Origin of the sequence: Amycolatopsis sp. CFH S0740, assembly GCF_004522315.1 — a bacterium.
GTDB lineage: Bacteria > Actinomycetota > Actinomycetes > Mycobacteriales > Pseudonocardiaceae > Amycolatopsis > Amycolatopsis nivea.
In genome coordinates, this window is record NZ_SDLS01000001.1 from 62,260 (window position 1) to 84,465 (window position 22,206).

The 22,206-nt window shown below is 69.3% G+C and carries 16 protein-coding genes; 7 read left to right on the forward strand and 9 right to left on the reverse strand.

Translation table 11 applies throughout. The features are described from left to right. The first annotated feature begins 35 nt into the window (after window positions 1–35). Window positions 36–2,060: a hypothetical protein gene (locus EIZ45_RS00310; RefSeq protein ID WP_134661761.1), complete on the forward strand. Its 2,025-nt coding sequence runs from the start codon at window positions 36–38 to the stop codon at window positions 2,058–2,060. Between the two features lie 66 nt (window positions 2,061–2,126). After that, a complete protein-coding gene (locus EIZ45_RS00315) occupies window positions 2,127–2,750 on the forward strand; it encodes a DUF6461 domain-containing protein (protein WP_134736011.1) in 624 nt (207 codons plus the stop codon). Between the two features lie 823 nt (window positions 2,751–3,573). On the opposite strand, the gene pqqB is transcribed toward EIZ45_RS00315, so the two are convergent. From pqqB to pqqA, 5 genes are all read right to left on the reverse strand, one after another. After that, entirely contained in the window at window positions 3,574–4,443 is an 870-nt protein-coding gene (gene pqqB, locus EIZ45_RS00320) for a pyrroloquinoline quinone biosynthesis protein PqqB (RefSeq protein ID WP_134661759.1), read from the reverse strand. Then, window positions 4,440–5,513, reverse strand: coding sequence for a pyrroloquinoline quinone biosynthesis protein PqqE (gene pqqE / locus EIZ45_RS00325; protein WP_134661758.1), 1,074 nt, complete (start codon window positions 5,511–5,513; stop codon window positions 4,440–4,442). Before pqqE ends, pqqB begins: the two co-directional genes overlap by 4 nt. Then, entirely contained in the window at window positions 5,504–5,776 is a 273-nt protein-coding gene (gene pqqD / locus EIZ45_RS00330; RefSeq protein WP_134661757.1) for a pyrroloquinoline quinone biosynthesis peptide chaperone PqqD, read from the reverse strand. The genes pqqE and pqqD overlap by 10 nt, the downstream gene beginning before the upstream one ends. Before the next feature lie 4 nt (window positions 5,777–5,780). Then, window positions 5,781–6,479 carry a pyrroloquinoline-quinone synthase PqqC gene (pqqC, locus tag EIZ45_RS00335; RefSeq protein WP_037811409.1) on the reverse strand — a complete coding sequence of 233 codons (699 nt, stop codon included), beginning with the start codon at window positions 6,477–6,479 and terminating at the stop codon, window positions 5,781–5,783. Between the two features lie 81 nt (window positions 6,480–6,560). After that, the gene (gene pqqA / locus EIZ45_RS00340) at window positions 6,561–6,656 is read right to left on the reverse strand and encodes a pyrroloquinoline quinone precursor peptide PqqA (protein WP_037358081.1); all 96 of its coding nucleotides are present in this window, start codon (window positions 6,654–6,656) and stop codon (window positions 6,561–6,563) included. 310 nt (window positions 6,657–6,966) lie between these two features. Between pqqA and EIZ45_RS00345 the strand changes: the two genes are divergently transcribed. The 5 genes from EIZ45_RS00345 to EIZ45_RS00370 all read left to right on the forward strand — a co-directional run bounded on the left by EIZ45_RS00345 (window position 6,967) and on the right by EIZ45_RS00370 (window position 15,691). After that, window positions 6,967–9,747 (forward strand): glycoside hydrolase family 2 TIM barrel-domain containing protein, encoded by a 2,781-nt coding sequence (locus EIZ45_RS00345; protein WP_134661756.1) that lies wholly within the window; start codon window positions 6,967–6,969, stop codon window positions 9,745–9,747. Window positions 9,748–10,501: 754 nt separating this feature from the next. Next, window positions 10,502–11,221 carry an IclR family transcriptional regulator gene (locus EIZ45_RS00355; protein ID WP_078870404.1) on the forward strand — a complete coding sequence of 240 codons (720 nt, stop codon included), beginning with the start codon at window positions 10,502–10,504 and terminating at the stop codon, window positions 11,219–11,221. Between the two features lie 96 nt (window positions 11,222–11,317). Next, the gene (locus tag EIZ45_RS00360; RefSeq protein ID WP_134661754.1) at window positions 11,318–12,934 is read left to right on the forward strand and encodes a thiamine pyrophosphate-dependent enzyme; all 1,617 of its coding nucleotides are present in this window, start codon (window positions 11,318–11,320) and stop codon (window positions 12,932–12,934) included. Beyond that, the gene (locus tag EIZ45_RS00365) at window positions 12,931–14,391 is read left to right on the forward strand and encodes an aldehyde dehydrogenase family protein (RefSeq protein ID WP_134661753.1); all 1,461 of its coding nucleotides are present in this window, start codon (window positions 12,931–12,933) and stop codon (window positions 14,389–14,391) included. Before EIZ45_RS00360 ends, EIZ45_RS00365 begins: the two co-directional genes overlap by 4 nt. A 43-nt stretch (window positions 14,392–14,434) precedes the next feature. After that, window positions 14,435–15,691, forward strand: coding sequence for an aromatic acid/H+ symport family MFS transporter (locus EIZ45_RS00370; RefSeq protein WP_134661752.1), 1,257 nt, complete (start codon window positions 14,435–14,437; stop codon window positions 15,689–15,691). A 1-nt stretch (window position 15,692) separates the two neighbouring features. Here EIZ45_RS00370 and EIZ45_RS00375 read toward each other — a convergent pair whose 3' ends face one another. The 4 genes from EIZ45_RS00375 to mgtA form a co-directional block, all read right to left on the reverse strand. Further along, a complete protein-coding gene (locus EIZ45_RS00375) occupies window positions 15,693–16,973 on the reverse strand; it encodes a nitrate/sulfonate/bicarbonate ABC transporter ATP-binding protein (RefSeq protein WP_134661751.1) in 1,281 nt (426 codons plus the stop codon). Between the two features lie 11 nt (window positions 16,974–16,984). Continuing rightward, window positions 16,985–18,718 carry an ABC transporter permease subunit gene (locus EIZ45_RS00380; RefSeq protein ID WP_134661750.1) on the reverse strand — a complete coding sequence of 578 codons (1,734 nt, stop codon included), beginning with the start codon at window positions 18,716–18,718 and terminating at the stop codon, window positions 16,985–16,987. 4 nt (window positions 18,719–18,722) lie between these two features. After that, a complete protein-coding gene (locus EIZ45_RS00385) occupies window positions 18,723–19,442 on the reverse strand; it encodes an MgtC/SapB family protein (RefSeq protein WP_037811423.1) in 720 nt (239 codons plus the stop codon). 64 nt (window positions 19,443–19,506) lie between these two features. Next, window positions 19,507–22,074, reverse strand: a complete 2,568-nt coding sequence (mgtA, locus tag EIZ45_RS00390; protein ID WP_134661749.1) for a magnesium-translocating P-type ATPase — start codon at window positions 22,072–22,074, stop codon at window positions 19,507–19,509. Window positions 22,075–22,206: the final 132 nt, after the last annotated feature.

Genomic DNA, 22,206 nt, shown 5'->3' on the forward strand with positions numbered 1-22,206 from the left:
ACGGACGAGTCCGCCACCCCGACCGAAGGACGCACTTGGAGCCGAACGCCGACGTCACCGGCACGACTGCGACGCTGGCCAAACGCGTGGCGTCGCTCGACGACGCGGTCGCGGCCATGGCCGCGACCCGCGACTTCGGCAAGCACACGAAGCTGCGCCGGGTGCTGGAGGCGCTGCGGCGGGTGCTGCTCCAGCCGGACGGCGCGGCCGCGGTCCGGGCGAGGGCGCGGGCGCTGGAGGAGGCCGGGGTTTTCCAGGGCACCGACTGGGACACCCCGGAGATCCTGATCCCCGCGCTGGTCGGCCCCGGGCTGCACAGCGGGAACTCCGACACCGTGGTGATCGAGGCGACCAGCGAACTGCGGATGCTCGCGGTCGCGTGCGGCGACTACGAGCATCCGACGCTGCCGGCCGAGGACGCCCGCGTGTTCCTGTCGCAGGTGCTCGGGGCGAACCTGGAGCTGCTGTTCACGCCGCCCAGCGAGGCGGAGCGGACCCGGCAGGGCCGGACCGCGCAGCTGATCCGCGACCTGCTGCGGTACCTCGCCGACCAGATCGGCTACGACAGCATCCTGGACAAGGTCGTCGAGGAGATCTGGCGGATCCTGCGCCAGCGCCCGATCCAGGTCGACCAGGTCAAATCGCTGATCACGCGGATCTCGATCTACCGCGGCGACCCGGACGTCGACCTGGGCGGTTCGTCGGTGCAGGGCCTCGACCGGCTCATCACCAGCCTGTTCGGGACCACCGAGGCGTGCCGGGAGGACCCGGGCGTCGACGTCTTCCGGGCGCGGCTCGAGGCGATGGACGCGGCGAGCCTGCAGTACGAGGCGACCGGGTTCGCCCGGGCCATGCACGACACCGGCCTGGTGTCGCCGTACCACGCCGAACTGCTGCGGTACCTGGCGCACGAGAGCGACTACCTCCTCGGCGAGGCGCTCGGCCTGTCCGACGTGGGCCGGAACTGCCTCATGCGCTACCACGACCTGGTCCACCGGCTGATCGAGGAAGCCGTGCACCCGCAGACCGCGCAGTGCGTCTACGGGCTGGCGCTGCTGCTCGACCGCGGCATCCTCTACGAACCGCCGGTCGTGCCCGCGCTGTGGCGGCAGCTGGCGCTGGAGCTGTCGACCGCCGCCCGGGAACGGCTCGCGCTCGTGTTCGGCGACCAGCCGAGGCCCGAGGCGCGGCTGCTCGCGGGCGTGCTGTCGATGCTGGGCCAGCCGCTCGGCGTCGGACAGGGCGACAACCCGACCTGCCAGTCGGCGCGGGCGCTGTCGATGTGGGCCTACAACGACCCGGACTACCTGCTGCAGGTCGTGGTGTGGGCGGCGCGCGACGACGAGGTCGTCATGCACTTCGAAGGACAGCCGGTGTCGTCGAAGGAAAGCGGGGCCGGGCTGTCCGAGTCGCTGCCCGCCGACCTGGACCCGGTGTCGTCGCTCGTGGTGCCCCATCTCGACCGGATCTACGCCGAGATGGGCCGCCGCTGCGCCGACCGGCCGGGCGATCCGCACCGCTGGGTCAACCCCGAATTCCACGGCTGGTGGGCCTCGCGGGGCTTCCGGATCAACGTCGACGTCGCCACCGGAAAACTGATCGACCTCGACGACTTCCTGCGGCAGTTCCACGCGAGCTACCACCCGTCCTACAACGGCGAGCAGCCGCTGATCCACCCGCAGCCGGCCGGGGTCGCGGTCACCGACAGCGCCGCCCGCTACGTCGGCTGGCACGCGATCACGATCCTGCGCACCGCTCCCGATCCCGACGACGTCATGCGGGTGTACTTCTACAACCCGAACAACGACAGCGGCCAGGACTGGGGCGACGGCGTGGTGGTTTCGACCGCGGGCAACGGCGAGCGGTTCGGCGAGGCCTCGCTGCCGTTCGACCAGTTCGCGTCCCGGCTCTACATCTTCCACGTCGACCCTCGGGAACACGGCGAGCCGGAGAAGGTGCCCGCCGAGGATGTCGCGCGGATCATCGGGTATCTCGAGCGCAGCTGGGGTGCGGATCGGCTGCCTGCTGGGAGTTTGCAGGCGGAGCCGCCGCATCATTGACCCTCTGCTGTCCACAATGGACTGCTTTGGTCGCGGATCCGATTTTTGTCGGTGGTGCCTGTCATCATGGCCGCAGTCGATCTTGGAGGCGTGATGACGGACTTACTGACCGAGTTGGCATGGCTGGATGATTACGGACCGCTGCAGGACATCTTCTGTGTTTCGTTCGTGCGCGGGCTCGATCCGCCCGAGGTGGTGCGGCGGTTCGGTGGCGTCGGCGGCGAGCAGATGACGTTCGGGGAGTTGAACAATCTGGTCGCTGAGTACGTCGCGCAGACCCAAGGCGGGAACGGCGGGGGGTACGTCGGTGTGGTGTCGTCCGGCGAATGGAGTGTCGCCGTCGAACCGTGGGGGTGGCAGGGGAATTTGTCGGAAGTCGTTGCGCGGCTGTCGAAAGAGAGCGAGGTCGTGGCTGTGAACCGGCACGACTACGCGGAGGCGCACTTCGTGCACGCGGTGGACGGCACGGTTGTCGCTGGTTTCACTCCGTGCCTGCCGAGCCGGACGTACGGCAGCGAATCGGAGCGGTTGATCCAGGTGATGCGCGAGGCTGGGTTGGATCCTGGCGGGGATGAACGGCCGTCGAACCCGATAGCTGCGGCTTTCGCGGTGGCGGCGGGGGTGACCGGGGTGGTCTTTACGCCGGAGATGTTGGAGCGGTTGTTGCTGGTGGGGGATATCCGGACCTAGGTGTGTTGCATCTGCTTGCCGCGGTGGGGCATTTGGTGACCGGCGACCTGCGGTTGTCAACGTGTTCGCTGGCCGCGATGTCGTGGTCAGGAGACGAGCACCTGGCGGTTGAGTGTGCGGCAGCTGGTGGACTGCTTCTGGCGCGCTTGTCGAGGCTCGGCGGAGGGCCGGTTAGTGGCGCCTGGTTACCGCATGAATCGGCTCTGCCCGGTGCTGATCGCGCCGTTGCTCCGCGACCTGAGGCGGGTTCCGGGCGGGTGGGCGGTGCGGTTCTCCGGTGTGTTTGCGTGCTTGAGTAGGGAGGTGGGGCGTTACGTCCGGCATTGATTCGGCTTCCCGTGGGGTGAACGGCGGTGCGTCCGGTCCGTTAGGTCGGTGAGCGGCGTGGTTCTGCCCTTCCTGGTGGAGCAACCTCCGCGAGGTTCGTGCGCGACTCTGCGAGTTCGGTTCTGTCCAGCTGCAATTCGGCTCCGGTATCCACGTCGCGGCCTCTGCCGGGTCGAGCGGGGCGGTTCTGCTGTCCGGTTAACCGTCGTGAGGCTTGCGCGCGGTTCAGACGCGAGGTTCGTGTGCGACTCTGCGAGCGAGTTCGGTTCTGTCCGGGAGCAGTTCGGCTCCGGTATCCACGCTGCGGCGTCTGCTGGGCTGAGCGGGGTGGTTCTGCTGTCCGGTTAACCGTCGTGAGGTTCGCGCGCGGTTCAGACGCGAGGTTCGTGCGGGACTCTGCGAGCGAGTTCGGTTCTGTCCGGGAGCAGTTCGGCTCCGGTATCCACGCCGCGTCGTCTGCCGTGCCCAGCTAACCGACGTGAGGCGTGCGCCCGGTTCAGAGCGTGAACTCCACTCCATCCGGCGGCACTTCCGCACCAGCACCCACCACCGCAGCATGCTCCGCGCCCTGCGGGTCCACGACGGGGTTCGTGTTGTTCAGATGCGTGTAAGCCCACCGGCCGACCCCCGGGCGGTTCGCGAGCATCGGCAGCGTCGTGGTGATCGGCACGTGGCCCATCGCCTGCTGGGCGGCTGGGTTGGCGCTGTCGGTGGCCGTCGTGAATTCGCTGCCGCTGTAGAAGGTGCCGTCCAGGAGGACGAGGCTCGCGCCGTCGGTGAACTCGTCGAAGCCGGGTGGCCAGGTGCGCAGGCAGGGCGCGTAGACGAGCGTGCCGCCGGTTGCCGGGTCGTGGATGCGGTAGGCGACGACCCACGGGCCGGGACGGGCGGAAGAGCGGGCGTATTTCGGTTGTTTGTCGCTGATCGGGAAGGAAGTGATCACGAGGCCGTCGAGGGTCGTTTCGGTGGAGGCGTGCCAGGTCCAGTCGTGGTATTCGCCGATGATGGGGCGGGCCGGGAAGTGGTCGGTCAGTGCGTGCAGGGCGGCGGCGGGGGCATGGACGGTCAGCGCCGTCGCCTCGCGGAGCATGAGCAGGCCGAGGGCGTGGTCCAGTTCGGCGTCGGTGAGCAGGACTGTGCGCAGGGGCGTCTCGCGCGGGCCCGGTCCGGCGCGCAACGCTGGTGTGGCCAGGATTTGCGTGCGGATGTCCGGTGAGGCGTTGAGGAGGTGCCAGGTACGGCCGTCTGCGCTGAAGGCGACGCTGTCCTGCGTACGCGAAGGCGAGCCGGAGGTGCATTGCGAGCAGCTGCAATTCCACTGGGGAAAGCCGCCGCCGGCCGCGGTGCCCAGGAGGATGACTTTCATCGGGCTGGGCCACGCATAATCAGGTCCGGAGTGGACGGTGCGGCGAGGATGAGGTCGACCGTGCCGCGGTGTGGGGAGCGGGAGCACACGGGGTCGGCGTTCGCCGCGTCGCCGGTGAGCTGGAATGCCTGGCAGCGGCAGCCGCCGAAGTCGGTGGTGCGGCGGTCGCAGGTGCGGCACGGGTCGCGCATCCAGTCCTCGCCGCGGTAGGCGTTGAAGGACTCCGAGCGGTACCAGATGTCGGCCAAGGCGGTGTCGCGGACGTTGTCGAGCGCGAGCGTGGTGATCGCGCTGGCGGCGGGGCAGGGCAGGACGGTGCCGTCGGGCGCGATGGTGAGTTGCCGTGCGCCCCAGCCGTGCATGCACGGTTTGGGGAACGGCTCGTAGTAGTCGGCGACGACGTAGATGATCTCCATCGTGCCGCGGAGGCGTTCGACGGCTGCGCGGACGATGGGTTCCGCGGCGGCGAGTTGCGCGCGGGTGGGCATCAGCGCGTCGCGGTTGCGCAGGGCCCAGCCGTAGTACTGGGTGTTGGCCAGTTCGAGCCGGTCCGCGCCCATCGACTCGGCGAGCGCGATGATGTCGGGCAGCTGGTCGTGATTGTGCCGGTGCAGCACCACGTTGACGGTCAGCGGCAGGCCCGAGGCTTTCACGAGCTCGGCGGCGGACAGTTTCCGGTCGAAGGCTTTCGCGCCGGCGAGCAGGTTCGCCCGGTCTGGGGTCGCGGCTTGGGCCGAGAGCTGGACGTGCGCGAGACCTCGGTCGACGAGATCGGTCAGCCGGGACTCGGTCAGGCCCAGGCCGGAGGTGACGAGGTTGACGTAGCAGCCGAGGTCGCTCGCGTGCGTGACGAGATGCGGAAGGTCGGGGCGCGCCAACGGTTCTCCGCCGGAGAGGTGGACCTGGAGCACGCCCAGTTCTCGGGCCTGGGATAGCGCGCCGGTCCATTCAGCGGTGGACATTTCCGCGGACCGGCTGACGAGTTCCACCGGATTCGAGCAGTACGAGCAGTGCAGGGGGCAGCGGTGCGTCAGTTCGGCGAGCAGCCCGAGCGGTGCGGTCACGTCCATTCGATCACCCGCCGTTGCCCGAACCGCGCCAATACGGTGAGGACGTCACTCTCCTGGACGCCTTGGTAGCGGCTGCGCAAGGTGGTGACGATGCCGGACACCGGGGTCGCGCCGTCGCAAAGTTCGAGGACCGCGGTGGCGGTGGAATTCGGTACCAGCACGCCTTCCGGGAACAGCAGCACATGCGTCCCGCGCACGTGATCGAACGTCAGGCGGACGCCGACGCGCAGTTTCGGCACCGATTCGGTCGTGATGGTGTCCATCGGCTCACTCCTCGGCCGCGGCGCGTTCGATGGCGTCGAGCATCGACCACAGGACATCGCACTTGAACGACAGCGCGGCCACCGCTTTCTCCTGCTGTTCGCGCGTGACGCAGTGCTGCACGACAATGTCCAAAGTGTCCTTGCCCTCACCGGAAACCTTGTCGATCCGGTTGGTGAAGTACGCCAGGTCGGCCCGGGAAATCCACGAATAGTTCGCCAGGACGTCGACCACCCGCTGCTGCATCAGGTGTCCGGCGAACATCTCGGTCAAGCCGGAGGCGACGGCTTCCACCCAGGGTTTGGTGCGTGCGAAGGTGACGTAGGCGTCGACGGCGAACCGGACACCGGGGGCGACGTGTCGCTCGTCGAGGACTTCGGCGCGGTCCAGGCCGACCGCGGCGCACAGTCGCAGCCAGCGTTCGGCTCCGCCTTCGCCCTCGACGGCACCGTCGTGGTAGACGATCCGGTCGAGCCAAATCCGGCGGATTTCCGGGATCGGGCAATTGCTGATGATGGCCGCGTCTTTCTGCGGCAGGACGCATTGGTAGTACCAGCGGTTCGCGGCCCAGAGCCGCAATTCGCGCTCGGTCAGTTCGCCGGCGTGCATCCGCCGGTGGAACGGATGGCTGCCCCAATACCGGTCGGCGAGGCCGCGCAGGGCTCCGGTGAACTCCGCCGGACTCATCGGGTGCACAGTGGACATTCGCGTCCTCCGGGATTCTCGCTCAGCGGTAAGGTTTTCCGGGACGGACGGGACCGCGGCGGACCGGCCCCGTCCGGCGGGTCACTCCTCCCGGCGGGCCGCGTAGGCGGTGACCTCCATCGGGGTTTCGTACTCGACGAAGTCGGGCGCGGTCCACATCTCGACGGGTTCGGGCATGGGAAACTCGCTTTCCTTCGGTGGTGCACCGGTGAGCGGGGCAGTGGTCCCCGCCCCGAACGCCGTCACCCTAAAAGCGCACGGCGGCCGGTCGCCAGGGGTGCGGGGCGATTTTCCCGCCGACTTTATAAAGGTTCCTTCCTATGGCGCAGCGACGGTCACGCTGGGGCGCCGCCGCCGGTTGTCCGCCCGACAGAAACCTTGCGGCGGCGCGGAAACCTCCTTACGCCGCTTGACATCGGGACCGCGAGCGGCCGAATAATAGGGTTCAAGTGCGGGTGACAACGATGTCAGAGGCTATGGGAGCGACGTGACCCAGGTGAATCGCAGGCGGTTTCTGTCCGGCGGGATTGCTGTCGCGGGCGGCGGTGTGCTCGGCGCGTTCGGGGTGTCCGGCACCGCCGCGGCAGCTCCGGACGCGCGTCCGCCTCAGGCCGGCGGCGGCGAGATCGGCAGCGGCTGGACGTTGGTCGCGGCCGACGGCACGGCTGCGGACGGGAGTGTGCTCGCCAGCGCGAAGGACGTCGCTGGGCTGAAGCCCGCGGTGGTCCCGGGGACTCCGCTGACGAGCATGATCGCCAACGGCGAGTATCCCGATCCGTTGTACGGCCACATCGTGACCGACACCGTCCCGGACACCCTCAAGGACACCGGCTACTGGTACCGGGTCGCGTTCCGGGTGCCGCGGCTGGTGCCGGGGCAGCGGTTCTGGCTGCAGTTCGACGGGATCAACTACCTCGGCACTGTGTGGCTCAACGGGACCAGGGTCGGCACGGTCGAGGGCGCGTTCAAGCGCGCGGTCTTCGAGGTCACGGACATCGTGGCCGAGGCGGACGGGGTCGCTTGGCTGGCGGTGCTGGTCGGGAAGCTCGACTACGCCGATCCGCCCGCGTTGCCGAGTTACGCCAGCGGGGTGACACGCGGCGGGCGCAACGGCGGTCCGACCGGGATCACGCTGAAGAACGGGCCGACGTTCTTCTGCACCGCCGGGTGGGACTGGCTGCCCACCATTCCGGACCGGGATCTGGGGATCTGGCAGCCCGTCACCTGGCGTACCACGGGGCCGGTGCGGGTGGCTGACGTGCAGGTCACCTCGACGCTGTCGCAGGATCTGCGGACGGCGGAGGTCTCGGTCTCGCTCGCGCTGGACAGTTCTGCTGGGAAATCTGTGGTGGTGACGGGGTCCCTTGACGGGCGGGGGTTCCGGCGGACGATCAGTGTTCCGGCGGGGGCGTCGTCGGTGAAGTTGACGTCGAAGGAGATCGCCTGTCTGCGGGTGGATCGGCCGAAGCTGTGGTGGCCCAACGGGTATGGGGAGCCGTATCGGTACCGGCTGACGGTCGGGGTCGAGTCCGGCGGTCAGGTGCACGACGAACGGACGGTGGACTTCGGGATCCGGCGGATCGAGTACACGACGCCGATGCGGTCGCCCTCCGGGGCGGTGACGCAGTGTTTGGCGATCACGGTCAACAATCAGCCGATTCTGGTGATGGGCGGGAACTGGGGGCTGGACGAGGCGCTCAAGCGGATCCCTCGGGAGCGGTTGCGGGCGCAGGTCCGGTTGCATCGGGACGCTAATCTCAACTTGGTCCGGAACTGGAACGGGCAGAGCAGTACTGAAGACTTCTTTGCTGCCTGCGACGAGTACGGCATCCTGGTATGGCAGGACTTCTTCTGTTCCACTGAAGGGCCGCCCGCGGAGAATATTGCGCGGGATCTTGCCAATATCCGGGATTGCATTGTGCGGTTTCGCAATCATCCGTCGATCCTGTTGTGGTGTGGTGGCAACGAGGGGCCGCCGCCGCAGCCGTTGATCGACGGGTTGGACGCGTTGGTTGCCGAGCTGGATCCGCAGCGGGTGGTGTTGACTAGTTCTGCGGGGGATACCGGGGCGAATCCGGTTGACGGGTACCGGTCTGGCGGGCCGTACCACTGGGTGCCGCCTGCCAAGCATTTCGCGTTGAATGACGGTACGCAGTGGCCGCCGTTTCATAATGAGGTCGGGTCTTATTCTATTCCTACGTTGGAGTTCATGCGGAAGATGCTTCCGGAGGCTTCGTGGGAGCATCCGGATGATTTCTGGGCTGATCGGGATGTCAACGGGAACGGCGGGAATGGGGGTGGTGCGGGGTATCTTCGGCTGACTGGCGAGCGGTATGGGGAGGTCCGGAATCTTGCGGATTTCGCGCGTAAGTCGCAGTTGATGAATTACGAGTGTATTCGGGCTATTTACGAGGCTCCGGTTGCTTATATGCGGAGTGTTGGGCCTTATCCGCGTACTGGGGTCATCATGTGGATGACTAATCCTGCGCAGCCTAGTTTTGTCTGGCAGATGTACAGTCATGATTTGGAGGCGCATTCGTCGTTCTATGCGGTTCAGCATGCTTGTCGGCGGGTTAACGTGGTGCTGGATGCGCGGAACTTCGATGTGATTGTGGCTAATCATTCCCGGGCTGTGGTTCGGGGGAGTGTTGAAGCCTCGTTTTACGGGGTCGACGGGGTGGAGTTCGCTCGTGCCTCGATGCCGGTGGGCGGGGTGGCTGGGTCTGACCGTGCTGTGGTTGGGCGGGCGGCTTCGGAGGTTGGTGCTGCGCCGTCTGAGGTTGCTTTTGTTCGGTTGGTGCTTCGGGATTCGCGTGGATCGGAGGTGGTTCGGAGTTTCTATTGGGTGGAGAAGCCTGGGCGGGAGGCTGGGTTTGCCGGGTTGGAGGGGATGCCTGGGGCGGCTGTTTCGGTGATCGCCGGGGTTTCGCGCGGGGGCGACGGGGCTGAGGTGGCGGTGGATGTGCGGAATGTCGGCGAGTCGGTGGCGTTGATGGTGCATTTGCAGGTTTATGACGTGCGGACTGGGGAGCGGGTTCTTCCTGCGACGTTCAGTGACAATTATTTGAATTTGGTCGGCGGGGACGCGGCGAGTGTTCGGGTTCGGTTGGATGAGGGGCAGGTTCGGCGGCATCCGCGGGTTGGGGTTCGGGTGGATGGGTGGAAGCTTGATCAGGGGGCGTCTCGGTTGCGGGGGCGAGGGGTGGAGGTGACGTTCAATCGGGATGCTTTGGAGGTGAGTCCGGAGGTTCGGACGTTTCGGGGGTGAGGCTCGGCTCGTCGCCTGGCGGCGACATTGCGCTCGCTATGGGGGCCCGCCACCCCGAAGTTTTAGTGTGCTGACGGTTCGGGGGTGCTTGTCAAGGCGGGAAAGATGCCTTGACAAGCACCCCCGAACCGCAGATGGGCTTCGGATCGGGGTTGGGGGCGGTGTGGGTGCCTCGGCGGGTGGGTGCATCGGCTGCGGTTGAGGGCGCGCGGGTTGGGTGCGTGGTCGCGACGGATGTGCGGGTGGCGGGGCGGGGTGGCCGCTAGCGCCCCAATGCCACATTGGGTGCATCTGACGCACCCAATGCGGCGTTCGGTGCGTGGGACGCACCCAATGTGGCGTTCGGTGCGTGGGACGCACCCAATGTGGCGTTCGGTGCGTGGGACGCACCCAATGTGGCGTTCGGTGCGTGGGACGCACCCAATGTGGCGTTGGGGCGGCATCTCGAACGGGCGCGAGGCTGGCGGGGGCGGGCCGTGAAGGGCTCCTTGAGGGAATCCAGGTCCGTGAAGGGGCCCCTCGCGAAACCGGCGGCGGGGTCGTGAGGGGAACCCTGGGGGAATCAGAGTTCCGCAGGGTGGCCCTCACGAACCTCGTGGCCGCGCGGTAGCGTCCAGTGTGGACGGTCAGGGGGAACGCGGGTTGCCGTGTTCGCGGGACTGGCGGATGATGGGCGGCCAGTCCCCGTCCTGTTCCACCGCAGCCCCGGAGGCACGCGATCGCCGGCAACGCCGCCGAACCCGGGCGCACGGTCTTGAGCCGCGCGTTCGCGGTGCTGGATTCCTTTCTTTCCGGCCGACCCGAGCAGACTCACGGCGAGATCACCCGGGCGACCGGGCTCGCGCCTGCCACGGTGCATCGGCTGCTGGCCGAGTTGACCGGGTGGGGTGCGTTGGAGCGCACCGGCCGAGGGCGGTACCGGATCGGGCTTCGGTTGTGGCAGCTCGGGGCGCAGGCGCCGGGCGGGCGGGAGTTGCGGGACGTCGCGCTGCCGTTTCTGCAGGATCTGCTGCAGGTGACGCACGAGGTCGTCCATCTGGTCGTGCTGGACGGGGACCGGGCGCTGTATCTGGAAAAGCTCGAGGCGCATCCGGATGTCGTGGTGACCTCGCGGGTCGGGCTGCGGCTTCCGTTGCACGCGGCGGGGCCGGGCAAGGTGCTGCTCGCGCACGCGCCGCCGGAATGTCTCGAGAGCATTCTCGCCGGCGGGCTGGAGCGCAGGGCCAGCGGGACGATCACGGACCCGGCGCGGCTGCGGCAGGTGCTGGCGGAGGTCCGGCTGCAGGGGTTCTGCATCTCCCGCAACGAGATGACCGAGGGCGCGTCGTCGGTCGCGGCTCCGGTGCGCGGGCCCGGCGATCAGGTCGTCGCGGCGATTTCCGTGGTGGTGCCCAGTTGCACGCCGAATCTGTCGCCGCTCGTGCCGGTGGTCCGGATGGCCGCGCTGGGGGTCACGCGGGCGTTGCAAGGCTGAGGAACTTTTCCGCTGAGTGGAAGAGGGGCTGGGCGGCGGAAGATCGAGCCGGGAGACTCCGGACCGCTCGTTGCCGTCACTGCCGAGGAGAAGTCCGTGAGCCCTGCCCCGACCGTTCGCGACGCCGCGTTCGACGTGCTGCGCCGGTTCGGCGCCACGACGGTGTTCGCCAATCCCGGGTCGACCGAGATCGCGCTGCTCACCGACCTGCCCGACGACCTCGAGTTCGTGCTGGCGCTGCACGAGGGTTCGGTGGTCGGCATGGCGACCGGCTGGGCGCTCGCGAACGACCGGCCCGCGGTCGCGATCCTGCACACCACCGCGGGGCTCGGGAACGCGGTCGGCGCGCTCGCGACCGCGCGGGTCAACCGTGCGCCGCTCGTGGTGCTCGTCGGGCAGCAGGACCGCCGCCATCTCGCGCTGGAGCCGTTCCTCACCGGGCATCGGCTCGACGATCTTGCCCGGCCCACGCCGGTGTGGATCGCGGAACCGCCACGGGCGCAGGACGTTCCGGGTGCGCTCGCCCGCGCCTGGCACGAGGCGCGCGAGCACCGCGGCCCGGCGCTGGTGATCGTGCCGATGGACGACTGGTCGGAGCCGGCGGGCGTGGACGAGCCGCTGCCCGCCCCGGCGAAGCTGGTCCGCGCGAACGCCGCCGAGCCCGCGGTGCTGGCCGAGCTGGCGGAATTCCTCGGTACCGCAAGCAATCCGGTGCTCGTGGCGGGTGCCGGGGCCGACGACGCCGAATCGTGGCGCGGCCTGACTGCGCTGGCGGAGAAGCTCGCGTGCCCGGTCTGGCAGGAGGCGTTCGGGGCCCGCGCCGGATTCCCGCAGGACCACCCGCAGTTCGCCGGGCATCTGCCGCCGGGCCGCGAAGAACTGCGGAAAGCGTTGTCCGGACACGACGCGGTGCTGTCGGTCGGCGCACCGGTTTTCCGTCAGTACCCGCGCGAACCGGGACAGCTGACCGAGGCCGGCACGCGCATCGCGGTGGTTACGGACGATCCGAACGAAGCGCACCGCAGCCCGGTCGACCTCGCCGTGCTGGCGCGGCCGTCGGCGGTATGCGGGCCGTTGGCGGAGCTGATTCCGGCACGGGAAGCGGGCACCGAAAAGATCGGCCGGACGGTCGAGTTGCCCGGGGCGCCGGAGGCGGGTGCGCCGCTGGGACCGGACCACGTGTTCGGCCTGCTCGCGCGCCGATTGCCCCAGGACACGGTGCTGGTCGAGGAATCGCCGTCGAGCCGTCCGCTGCTGCACGCGTACGTCCCGGCGCGCGAACCGCTCGGGTTCCTCAGCGCGGCCATGGGCGGGCTGGGCTTCGGCATTCCGGCGGCGATCGGGCTGCGGATGGGCGGGCTGAAGCGTCCGGTGGTGGCGGTGATCGGGGACGGCTCGTCGCTGTACTCGATCCAGTCGATGTGGAGCGCCGCGCACTACGGCGTCGGCGTTCTCGTGATCGTGCTCTCCAACGGCGGCTACGCGATCATGGACAAACTCGCCGTGCGGTACGGCGAACGCACGGCCGGGGGCGGGAAAGCGCCGTGGCCCGGGTTCGACGAGGTGAGCGTGAGCGGGCTCGCGAAATCGCTCGGCTGCCCGGCGCGGCGCGCGGAAACCTACGAGGAACTGGAGTCGGTGTTGAACGAGGTGCTGCCGACGCTGGCCGAGCGCACGGAGCCGCTGGTGCTGGAAGTGGCGGTGACGGCATGACATTGCTCGGAACCGGATGGCAGGGCCGGATCTTCTCCGGTGGCTGGATCCCCGGCGCGGGCGGGGAATACGACGCGGTCGAGCCCGCTACCGGGAACACCCTGGCCCGTGTGGGCGCGGCGGCTCCGGAGGACGTCGCCAAGGCTGCCGCGGCGGCGCAGGAAGCACAGCGGGAGTGGGCTGCGAAGCCGTACGACCAACGGGCCCGAGTGCTGCGCCGGGCTGCGCGGCTTTTCGAGGACCACGGCGACGAGATCGACGACTGGCTCGTCCGCGAATCCGGTGCCACACGGGCGTTCGCGCAGTTCCAGACCCGCGCGGTCGCGGCCGAGGAATGCCACGAAGCGGCGGCGCTCGCCGCGCATCCGTACGGGGAACTGTTGCGTTCCAGCCAGCCTCGGCTGTCGATGGCGCGCCGGGTTCCGGCCGGGGTGGTCGGCGTGATCTCGCCGTTCAACGCGCCGGTGATCCTCTCCATCCGCGCGATCGCGCCCGCCTTGGCGCTCGGCAACGCGGTGCTGGCGAAGCCCGACCCGCGCACGGCCGTGTGCGGCGGTGTCGTGCTGGCCCGGATCTTCGAGGAAGCCGGTCTGCCCGAAGGCCTGTTCCACCTGCTGCCCGGCGGCGCGGACGTCGGCGCGGCGCTGGTCGAGGACCCGCTGGTGCGCGTCATCGCGTTCACCGGTTCGACGAACGCGGGCCGCAAGATCGCCGCGGCGGCGGGGGAGCGGCTCAAGCGCGTGCACCTCGAACTCGGCGGCAACTCGGCGCTGGTCGTGCTCGCGGACGCGGACGTCGAACAGGCCGCGTCGGTCGGCGCGTTCGGTTCGTTCAACCACTCCGGGCAGATCTGCATGGCGACCGGACGCCACCTCGTCGCCGCCGAAATCGCCGACGACTACGCGGCCGCGCTCGCCGAGCACGCGGCCAAGCTGACCGTCGGCAACCCGGCGACCGGCGACGTCGCGCTCGGCCCGCTGATCGACGCGGGACAACGCGACCGCGTGCACTCGGTGGTCACCGGCAGCGCCGAGGCCGGTGCGAAGATCGCGACCGGCGGCACCTACGAGGACCTGTTCTACCGCCCGACCGTCCTCACCGACGTCCCGCTCACCGCGCCCGCCTACGCCCAGGAGGTGTTCGGCCCGGTCGCGCCGGTCGTGCCGTTCTCCACAGTGGACGAAGCAGTGCGCCTGGCCGGCGGTACCGAGTACGGGCTGTCGCTGGGCATCCTGACCCGGGACGCCGCGCGGGGGCTGGCGCTGGCCGAGCGGATCCCGTCCGGTCTGGTGCACATCAACGACCAGACAGTCAACGACGAAGCTCTCGCCCCGTTCGGCGGGGTGGGGGATTCGGGAACCGGCTCCCGGCACGGCGGCGCGCAGGCCAACCTGGAGGCGTTCACCGAAACCCAGTGGGTCACCGTGCGCGGCGACCTTCCGCAGTATCCGTTCTAGAAGCAATCCGGCCCAGGTCCCCTCCGACGACGCAGGTGATGACATGACGGTCTCGACTGATCCCCGGGCGCGCCACGCCCGCTGGGTGGCCCCGCTGTGCTGGACGGCGGTGGCGCTCGAAGGGTTCGACCTGGTGGTGCTGGGCGTCGTGCTGCCCGCGCTGCTCAAGGACAAAGCGTGGGGGCTCGACCCCAACACGGCGTCGCTGATCTCCGCGGTCGGGCTGCTCGGCGTGGCGGTCGGCGCGTTCTCGATCGGCCCGCTCAGCGACCTGTTCGGCCGCCGGGGAATGATGCTGCTGACCGTGACCAGCTTCTCGGTCTGCACGCTGCTCTGCGCGTTCGCGAACGGGCCGTGGCTGTTCGGCGTGCTGCGGTTCCTGGCCGGGCTCGGGCTCGGCGGCGTGCTGCCGACCGCGCTGGCGCTGATCACCGAGTACGCGAGGATCGGCCGCGGCGGCAGCGCGACCACCGTGCTGATGACCGGCTACCACGTCGGCGCCGTGCTCACCGCGCTGCTCGGAATCCTGGTGCTGCAACGGCTCGGCTGGCAGTGGATGTTCGTCATCGGGGCCGCGCCCGCACTGATCCTCGTGCCGCTGATGATGAAGTTCCTGCCCGAATCGAAGGCGCTGGAACGGGCGAAGGAAGCCCGGCGCAACCGCAATCCGCTCGGCGTCCTGTTCCGGCACGGCTACGGCCGCGCGACCATCGCGTTCTGGGTGACGTCGTTCATGGGGCTGCTGCTGGTCTACGGCCTGAACACCTGGCTGCCGCAGATCATGCGCGCGGCGGGCTACGAACTCGGCGCGGCGCTGGCGCTGCTGCTGGTGCTGAACGTCGGCGCGGTGATCGGCCTGCTGGTCGGCGGCCGGGTCGCGGACAAGATCGGCTACCGCCGTTCGACCATCCTGTGGTTCGCCGCGGCGGCGGTCTTCCTGGCGCTGCTGAGCATCAAGCTGCCCGGGGCGAGCGTGTACGCCGGCGTGCTGCTGGCGGGGATCTTCACCTTCAGCTCGCAGGTGCTGGTCTACGTGTACATCGCCCGCGTGTACCCCGCCGAAGCACGCGGCACCGGGCTCGGCGCGGCGAGCGGGATCGGCCGGTTCGGCGCGATGTCCGGGCCGCTGGTGACCGGGCTGCTGCTGTCGGCGGGGCTGGCGTATCCGTGGGGCTTCTACCTGTTCGCGGCGGTGGCGGTGATCGGGGCGCTCGCGATCGCGGCGGTGAACCGGGACCCGGCTCCGGACGCCCCGGCGGACAGTCCGGCGCCGCGCGTGGAGACTGCTCCGGAGAGCTGAGCTATTCGGCGGTCGTCTGGGCGATCCGGTCGCTGTCGGTGTCGTAGTCGAAGAGCTCGGCGTACCGGCCCCAGTCGATCGCCGTGTCCAGTTGCTGCCGGGCGTCGGCGGCGGAGAAACCGCGGCGGAGCAGGTCGAGGAAGAACTCCGCGCGCAGCGTGCCGTCCGAACTGGCGGTGAGCGCGTTGACGATCGTGCGGACCAGCGGCGCCCGGTCGCGGACCTGACCGGCGAAGATCTTCTTGCTGGTCTGGATGTCCGCGGTGGTGAAGGCGGTGCCGACCGGGGTCAGGTGCAGGTCCCCGCCCGCCACGAAGAGGAGGTCGAGCAGGGCGGCGGCATCGACGAGCGGCAGCAGGTCGTCGACCTCGAAGCTCAGTTCGGCGGCGAGATCCGGCAGGTCGGCGTGTCCGCCGCGGGCGTGCACCAGTTCCACGAGCCCGGCGAGGCCGCCGACCGACGCGGGCGGCAGCGGCCGTGCGGTGGGCGTGGCCTGCGCGGGTTCGACGGCCGCCGGATCGCGTCCGGTCAGCAGGTCGTAGAGCCGTTCGACCAGCGCGGCGAACGCGGGGGATTTGCGGTCGCGCGGCCGGGCGAGGTCGATCTCCACCTCCGCACGCAGCTTCCCGGGGTTGGCACCGAGGACCAGCACCCGGTCGGCGAGCAGTACTGCCTCCTCGATGTTATGCGTGACGATGCAGACGGCTTTCGTCGGGAAATCGTCGCGCTGCCACAGGCTCATCAGTTCGGTGCGCAGGTTTTCCGCGGTCAGCACGTCGAGCGCGGAGAACGGTTCGTCCATCAGCAGGACGTCCGGTTCGAGCACAAGCGCACGGGCGAAGCCGACGCGCTGCCGCATCCCGCCGGAAAGTTCCTTGGGGTATGCGGATTCGAAACCGTCGAGGCCGATCAGGTCGATCGCCTGCAACGCACGGTCGCGGCGCGATTTCGGCGGGATGCCGCGCGCGGCGAGGCCGAGTTCGACGTTGTCCTGCACGGTCAGCCACGGCATCAGCGCGAACGTCTGGAACACCATCGCGGTACCCGGATTGGCGCCGTCGAGTTCTTCGCCGCGATAACGCACGGTGCCGCGGGTCGGGCCGATCAGCCCGGCGATCGTGCGCAGCAGCGTCGATTTCCCGCTGCCGGACCGGCCGAGCAGCGCGACGATCTCGCCCGCGCGCAGGTCGAGCGTGATGTCGTCGAGGACGCGCAGTTCGTCACCCGCCGAACCGGGGAAGCTTTTGCTGACGTGCTCGACGGACACGAGGACTTCGGACATGAGGATACCTTTCAGGACAGGGAGAACCGGCGTTCGGCGAGGCGGTACAGCCGCCGCCAGAAGAGCCGGTTGAGGCCGACGACGTACAGGCTCATCACCGCGACGCCGAGCAGGATCCGCCCGGAATCGCCGGAGCCGGTCGCGTCGGCGATGTACGCGCCGAGGCCGGTCGCGGTGAGCGTGACCCCGTTGTAGGACACGATTTCCGCGACGATGGAGGCGTTCCACGCGCCGCCCGCCGCGGTGATCCCACCGGTGACGTAGCTCGGGAAGATCGCGGGCAGCACGAGCCGACGCCACCACAGCGCTCGCGGCAGCCGCAGGTTCGCCGACGCCTCGCGCAGGTCGTGCGGAATGGCCGAAGCGCCCGCGATGACGTTGAACAGGATGTACCACTGGGCGCCGAGGCTCATCAGCAGGATGCCGCCCCAGTCCAGGGAAATCCCGGTCGCCACGAGCACGGCGGTGATCAGCGGGAACAGGAAGTTCGCCGGGAACGACGCGAGCACCTGCACGACCGGCTGGGCGAGCCGCGACACCCGCGGGTTCATCCCGATCCACACGCCGATCGGCACCCACACGAGCGTGCCGACGACCACCAGCGTCACCACCCGTGCGAACGTGATCAGGCCGAGCAGCAGCACGTGCCCGATCTCGCCGTATCCGGTGGTCTCGCCGATGAACAGCACCATGCGCACCGCGCCGTAGAGGATCAGCCCGAAAACCACGACGCTGAACACGATGTCCGCGGCGCGCCGGCGGGCGGGGGAGAACCGCAGCGGGTACTCGGCGAGCCCGAAAACCGCCAGCGCGCGGTCGAGCGGGAACACCAGTTTGCCGAGCACCCGGCCGAGCAGTGCCGGGATCCGCGAGCGGCGCAGCAGGTCGAGTACCAGGCTGCGAGGTGCCTCGGCGGCTTCGGAGTTTTCGATGCGGAACCGCTCCGACCACGCGGTGAGCGGTCGCCAGAACAGCACGTTCACACCGACGACCAGGACCACCATCGCACCGACGGCCAGCAGCACCTTGCCGAGATCGCCCTCTTCGGAAGCGGTCGCGACGTACGCGCCGATTCCGGGCAGCGCGAACTTCTGGTTGTTGACGCTGAGCGCTTCGGAGGCGGTGAGGAAGAACCAGCCGCCGCCGAAGCTCATCATGCCGTTCCAGACCAGCGGGATCAGGCCGCTCGGCACGTCGACGCGCCAGAACCGCTGCCAGCGGGACAGCCGCAGCAGCCGGGACGCCTCGTCGAGGTCGCGCGGCTGCGAGACCAGCGAATGGTGGAACGCGAAGGTCATGTTCCACGCCTGCGAGGTGAAGATCGCGAAGATCGACGCGCATTCCAGGCCCAGTTGCGAGCCGGGGAACAGCGCGATGAACCCGGTGATCGTCACCGACAGGAACCCGAGCACCGGCACCGACTGCAGGATGTCGAGTGCGGGAAGCAGGATCTTTTCCGTGCGCCGCAGCCGGGCCGCCGCGGTCGCGTAGACGAAGGTGAATCCGACCGACAGCACGAGCGCGACGAACATCCGCAGCAGCGAACGTCCGGCGTAGTAAGGGAGTTCGGCCGGATCAGTGGACACTGTGGACGGTGCGGTCGCCGGAGTCCACGCCGTGGCGGCACCGTGCGCGAGCCGCACGATCAGCCACAACGCCGCGGCGGCGCCGAGGAACACCGCCACGTCGGCGACCGTGCGGCGCGGCCGGACGAGCGCGCCGCGGGTGGGGAAGGTACGCAGCATTGGTCTAGTTCTCGCTGTCCTGGTCGGTGTAGGAGAGTTCGGCTTGCCAGCGCACGCTGGTCACCGACGGCTCCATGGACAGCCGGCTCACCGCCGACTCCATTTGCTTGTCGTCGCGCTGATCGGCGGACAGTTCGGCGCGCACCTGCACCTGCCCGGCGGTGTCGGTATTGGTGCTGGTGACCGATTGCAGCGCGAAATCAGTGCGTGCCAACGCCTGCACGAGCAACGCGCGCACGTGCGCTTCGGAATCGTCCTTGGTCACCGCCAGGAAGGTGTACGACGTCGGGGTTTCGCGGCCGGTCGCCGGACGACGGTCGACCACGCGGCCGAGCGGGCGCAGCGCGATGTTCACCGCCATCACCACGGCGGTGCCCGCGCCAGCGGCTGTGTACAGCCCGGCTCCGGCGAGCGCGCCCACCGCGGCGGAGCACCACAATGTCGCCGCTGTGTTGAGCCCGCGCACGGTCAATCCTTCGCGTAGAATCACGCCCGCGCCGAGAAAACCGATTCCGGAAACAATTTGCGCGGCAACCCGGGTGGGGTCGGCGCTCGCTCCGCTGAAACCGTGCGCGGACAGCAGCACGAACAGCGTCGCACCGGCCGCGACCAGCGCGTTCGTCCGCAAGCCGGCCATCCGGGCACGGTATTGGCGTTCAAATCCGATCACTGTGCCGAGGCCCACTCCGGCGCCAAGGCGCAGCAACATCTCCGCAGTCGTCATCTGCGCTCCCACTGGTTGGTGCGAAAAGTTCAGAAATAGTCGGGAAAAACCGGAAAAAGGACGGTTACCACCACGCACGCTGGCGTGCGTAACCGCGTTTCGCTGCTTGGGCGGCCAGCGCGTACCCGGCCAGCACGAGCACCAGCCACAGCAGGTAGCTGGCGGGCAGCGCCTGCATGCGCAACGGTCCGGCGAGCGGCGACAGCGGCACCAGCAAACCGGCGAGCGCGGCGGCTGCCGTCGCCAGCACGACCGGGCGGCTGGCGCGCAGGGGAGTGCCGCGTCCGCGCAGGACGAGCACGACCAGCAGCTGCGAGAGCAGCCCCTCGACGAACCAGCCGGTCTGGAACAGCAACGGGTCCGCGCCCGCGCCGAAGACGTGCCACAGCACGGCGAACGTCGCGAGGTCGAACAGCGACGACAGCGGGCCGAACACGAGCATGAAGCCGGTCAGCCCGCGGGCGTCCCAGCGGCGCGGTTTGCTGAGGTAATCCTCGTCCACCCGGTCCCACGCGAGCGCGAGCTGAGCCAGGTCGTAGAGCAGGTTCGACACCACGAGCTGGATCGGCAGGATGGGCAGGAACGGCAGGAACGCGCTCGCGGCGAGCACCGACAGCACGTTGCCGAAGTTCGACGCGGCGGTGATGTTGACGTACTTCAGCGTGTTGCCGAGCGTCCGCCGTCCTTCGGCCACGCCGCGGGCGAGCACGCCGAGGTCGCGTTCCAGCAGCACCAGGTCCGCCGCGTCCTTCGCCGCGTCGGTGGCGGTGTCCGGAGCGATCCCGACGTCGGCGGTGCGCAGTGCGGTGACGTCGTTGACGCCGTCGCCGACAAAGCCGACCGCACGGCCGTTCTCGCGCAACGCGGTGACCACGCGGGCTTTGTGCGCTGGCGTGAGCTTCGCGAAGACGGTGGTGTCCTTGACGATCTCGCGCAGTTCGGCGTCGTCCGCCGCTTCGACCTGGTGGCCGAGCACGACCTCGCCGACCGGGATGCCCGCCGAATCCGCGACGCGCGCGGCCACGTGCCGGTTGTCGCCGGTCAGCACTTTCAGCGCGACCCCCTGCTCGCCAAGGGTTTTCACCGCGTTGACGACGCCGTCGCGGACCGGGTCGACGAATCCCACGAAACCGACGAGGATCATCTCGTTCTCGTCAGTTTCGTCAAATCCGCCGAGCCTGGGTTCGACTTCCCGCGCGGCCACCGCGAGCACCCGCATGCCGTGTTCGGCGTACGCGCGCACCAGTTCTTCCGCGCCGATGCGGGCGGCGTCGTCGAATTCGGCGACGACACCGTCGCGGCGCGCGTGGCTGCAGCGCGGCAGGATCTCGTCCGGGTCGCCCTTGCTGATCAGCAGGTGCTCGCTGCCGCGCCGGACCACGACGCTGGCCCGGCGGCGCGCGTGGTCGAAGCCGATCTCGGCGACGCCGGTGAAGAGCGCGTCGGCGACCAGGTCGGCTTCGCCGTCGAACAGCGTCTCGATCGCCTCGTCCAGCCGGTCGTGCCGGTCGGTCTGGAAGCGCACCGCGAGGCCCGCGTACTCGGCTGCTTCGCCGTCCGGGCTGCCGGAGTAGTCGACGCTGTGCGCGTAGGCGATCCGGTCCTCGGTGAGGGTGCCGGTCTTGTCTACGCACAGCACGTCCATCGCGGCGAGATCCTGAATGGCGTTGAGCCGCTTGACAATCACCTGCCGCCGGGACAGCGCGGCCGCGCCTCGCGCGAGGTTCGTGGTGACGATGACGGGCAGCATCTCCGGCGTGAGACCGACCGCGACGGCGACCGCGAACATCCCGGCCTGCGCCCAGTCCCCGGTGACCGTGCCGTTGACGACGAGCACGATCGGCACCATCACCAGCATGAACCGCACGAGCGTCCATCCGACGCGGCGCACGCCGGCGTCGAAGCTGGATTCCGCGCGCGGCTCGGCGGATTGCTTGGCGAGCGCGCCGAAGTAGGTTTCGCTGCCCGTTGCGGCGACCACTGCGGTCGCGGTTCCGCCGACCACCGACGTGCCCGCGAAGCCGAGCGCGGGCGTCTCGACGAGTTCGTGCTCCTCGTGCCTGCCGGGCTGGGGTGCCCGCTTCGCGACCGGCAGCGCCTCGCCGGACAGCGCGGACTGGTCGACCACGAAGTCTTTGGCAGCGACAATGCGCACGTCAGCCGGGATCACGTCGCCGGGCCCGAGCAGCACGACGTCTCCCGGGACGAGGTCTCCCGTGGGCACCTCGCGTTCGCTGCCGGGAAACTCCGCCGCCGCGCGCCGACGCACAGTGACAGTGGTGGTGATCTGATCGCGAACCGCGCTGATCGCGCGCTCGGACCGGGACTGCTGCCAGAAGCGGAGGCCGACGCTGAGCACGACCATCACGCCGACGGTCACCGCGCCGCGAATGTCGCCGACGCCAGCGAAAACCACGCCGAGCGCGGTCAGCAACGCGACGAACGGGCTCCGCGCGGCGGCCCAGATTCGGACGGGCGCGCGGTCTGTGCCGTTGATGCGGTTCTCGCCGAAGCGGCGCAACCGTTCGGCCGCCTCGTTTTCGGTGAGGCCTTTGGGCGAGCTGTCGAGATTCCGGAAAAGAGTGAGCACCGGCGCGTCGCCGTGGGCGCGCAGGGCGGGAAAGCGGGTCATCGGTCGTCCCCTCGAGGTCTGCTGGGCGGCAGCGGACCGCGCGGGGTGCGTCCGGACCTAGATGGCTGCCGGGATTCCCGCACGGTCGTGCCGACTACTTCCTTCGCCGGTCACCCGGCTCACCTCCTCCGC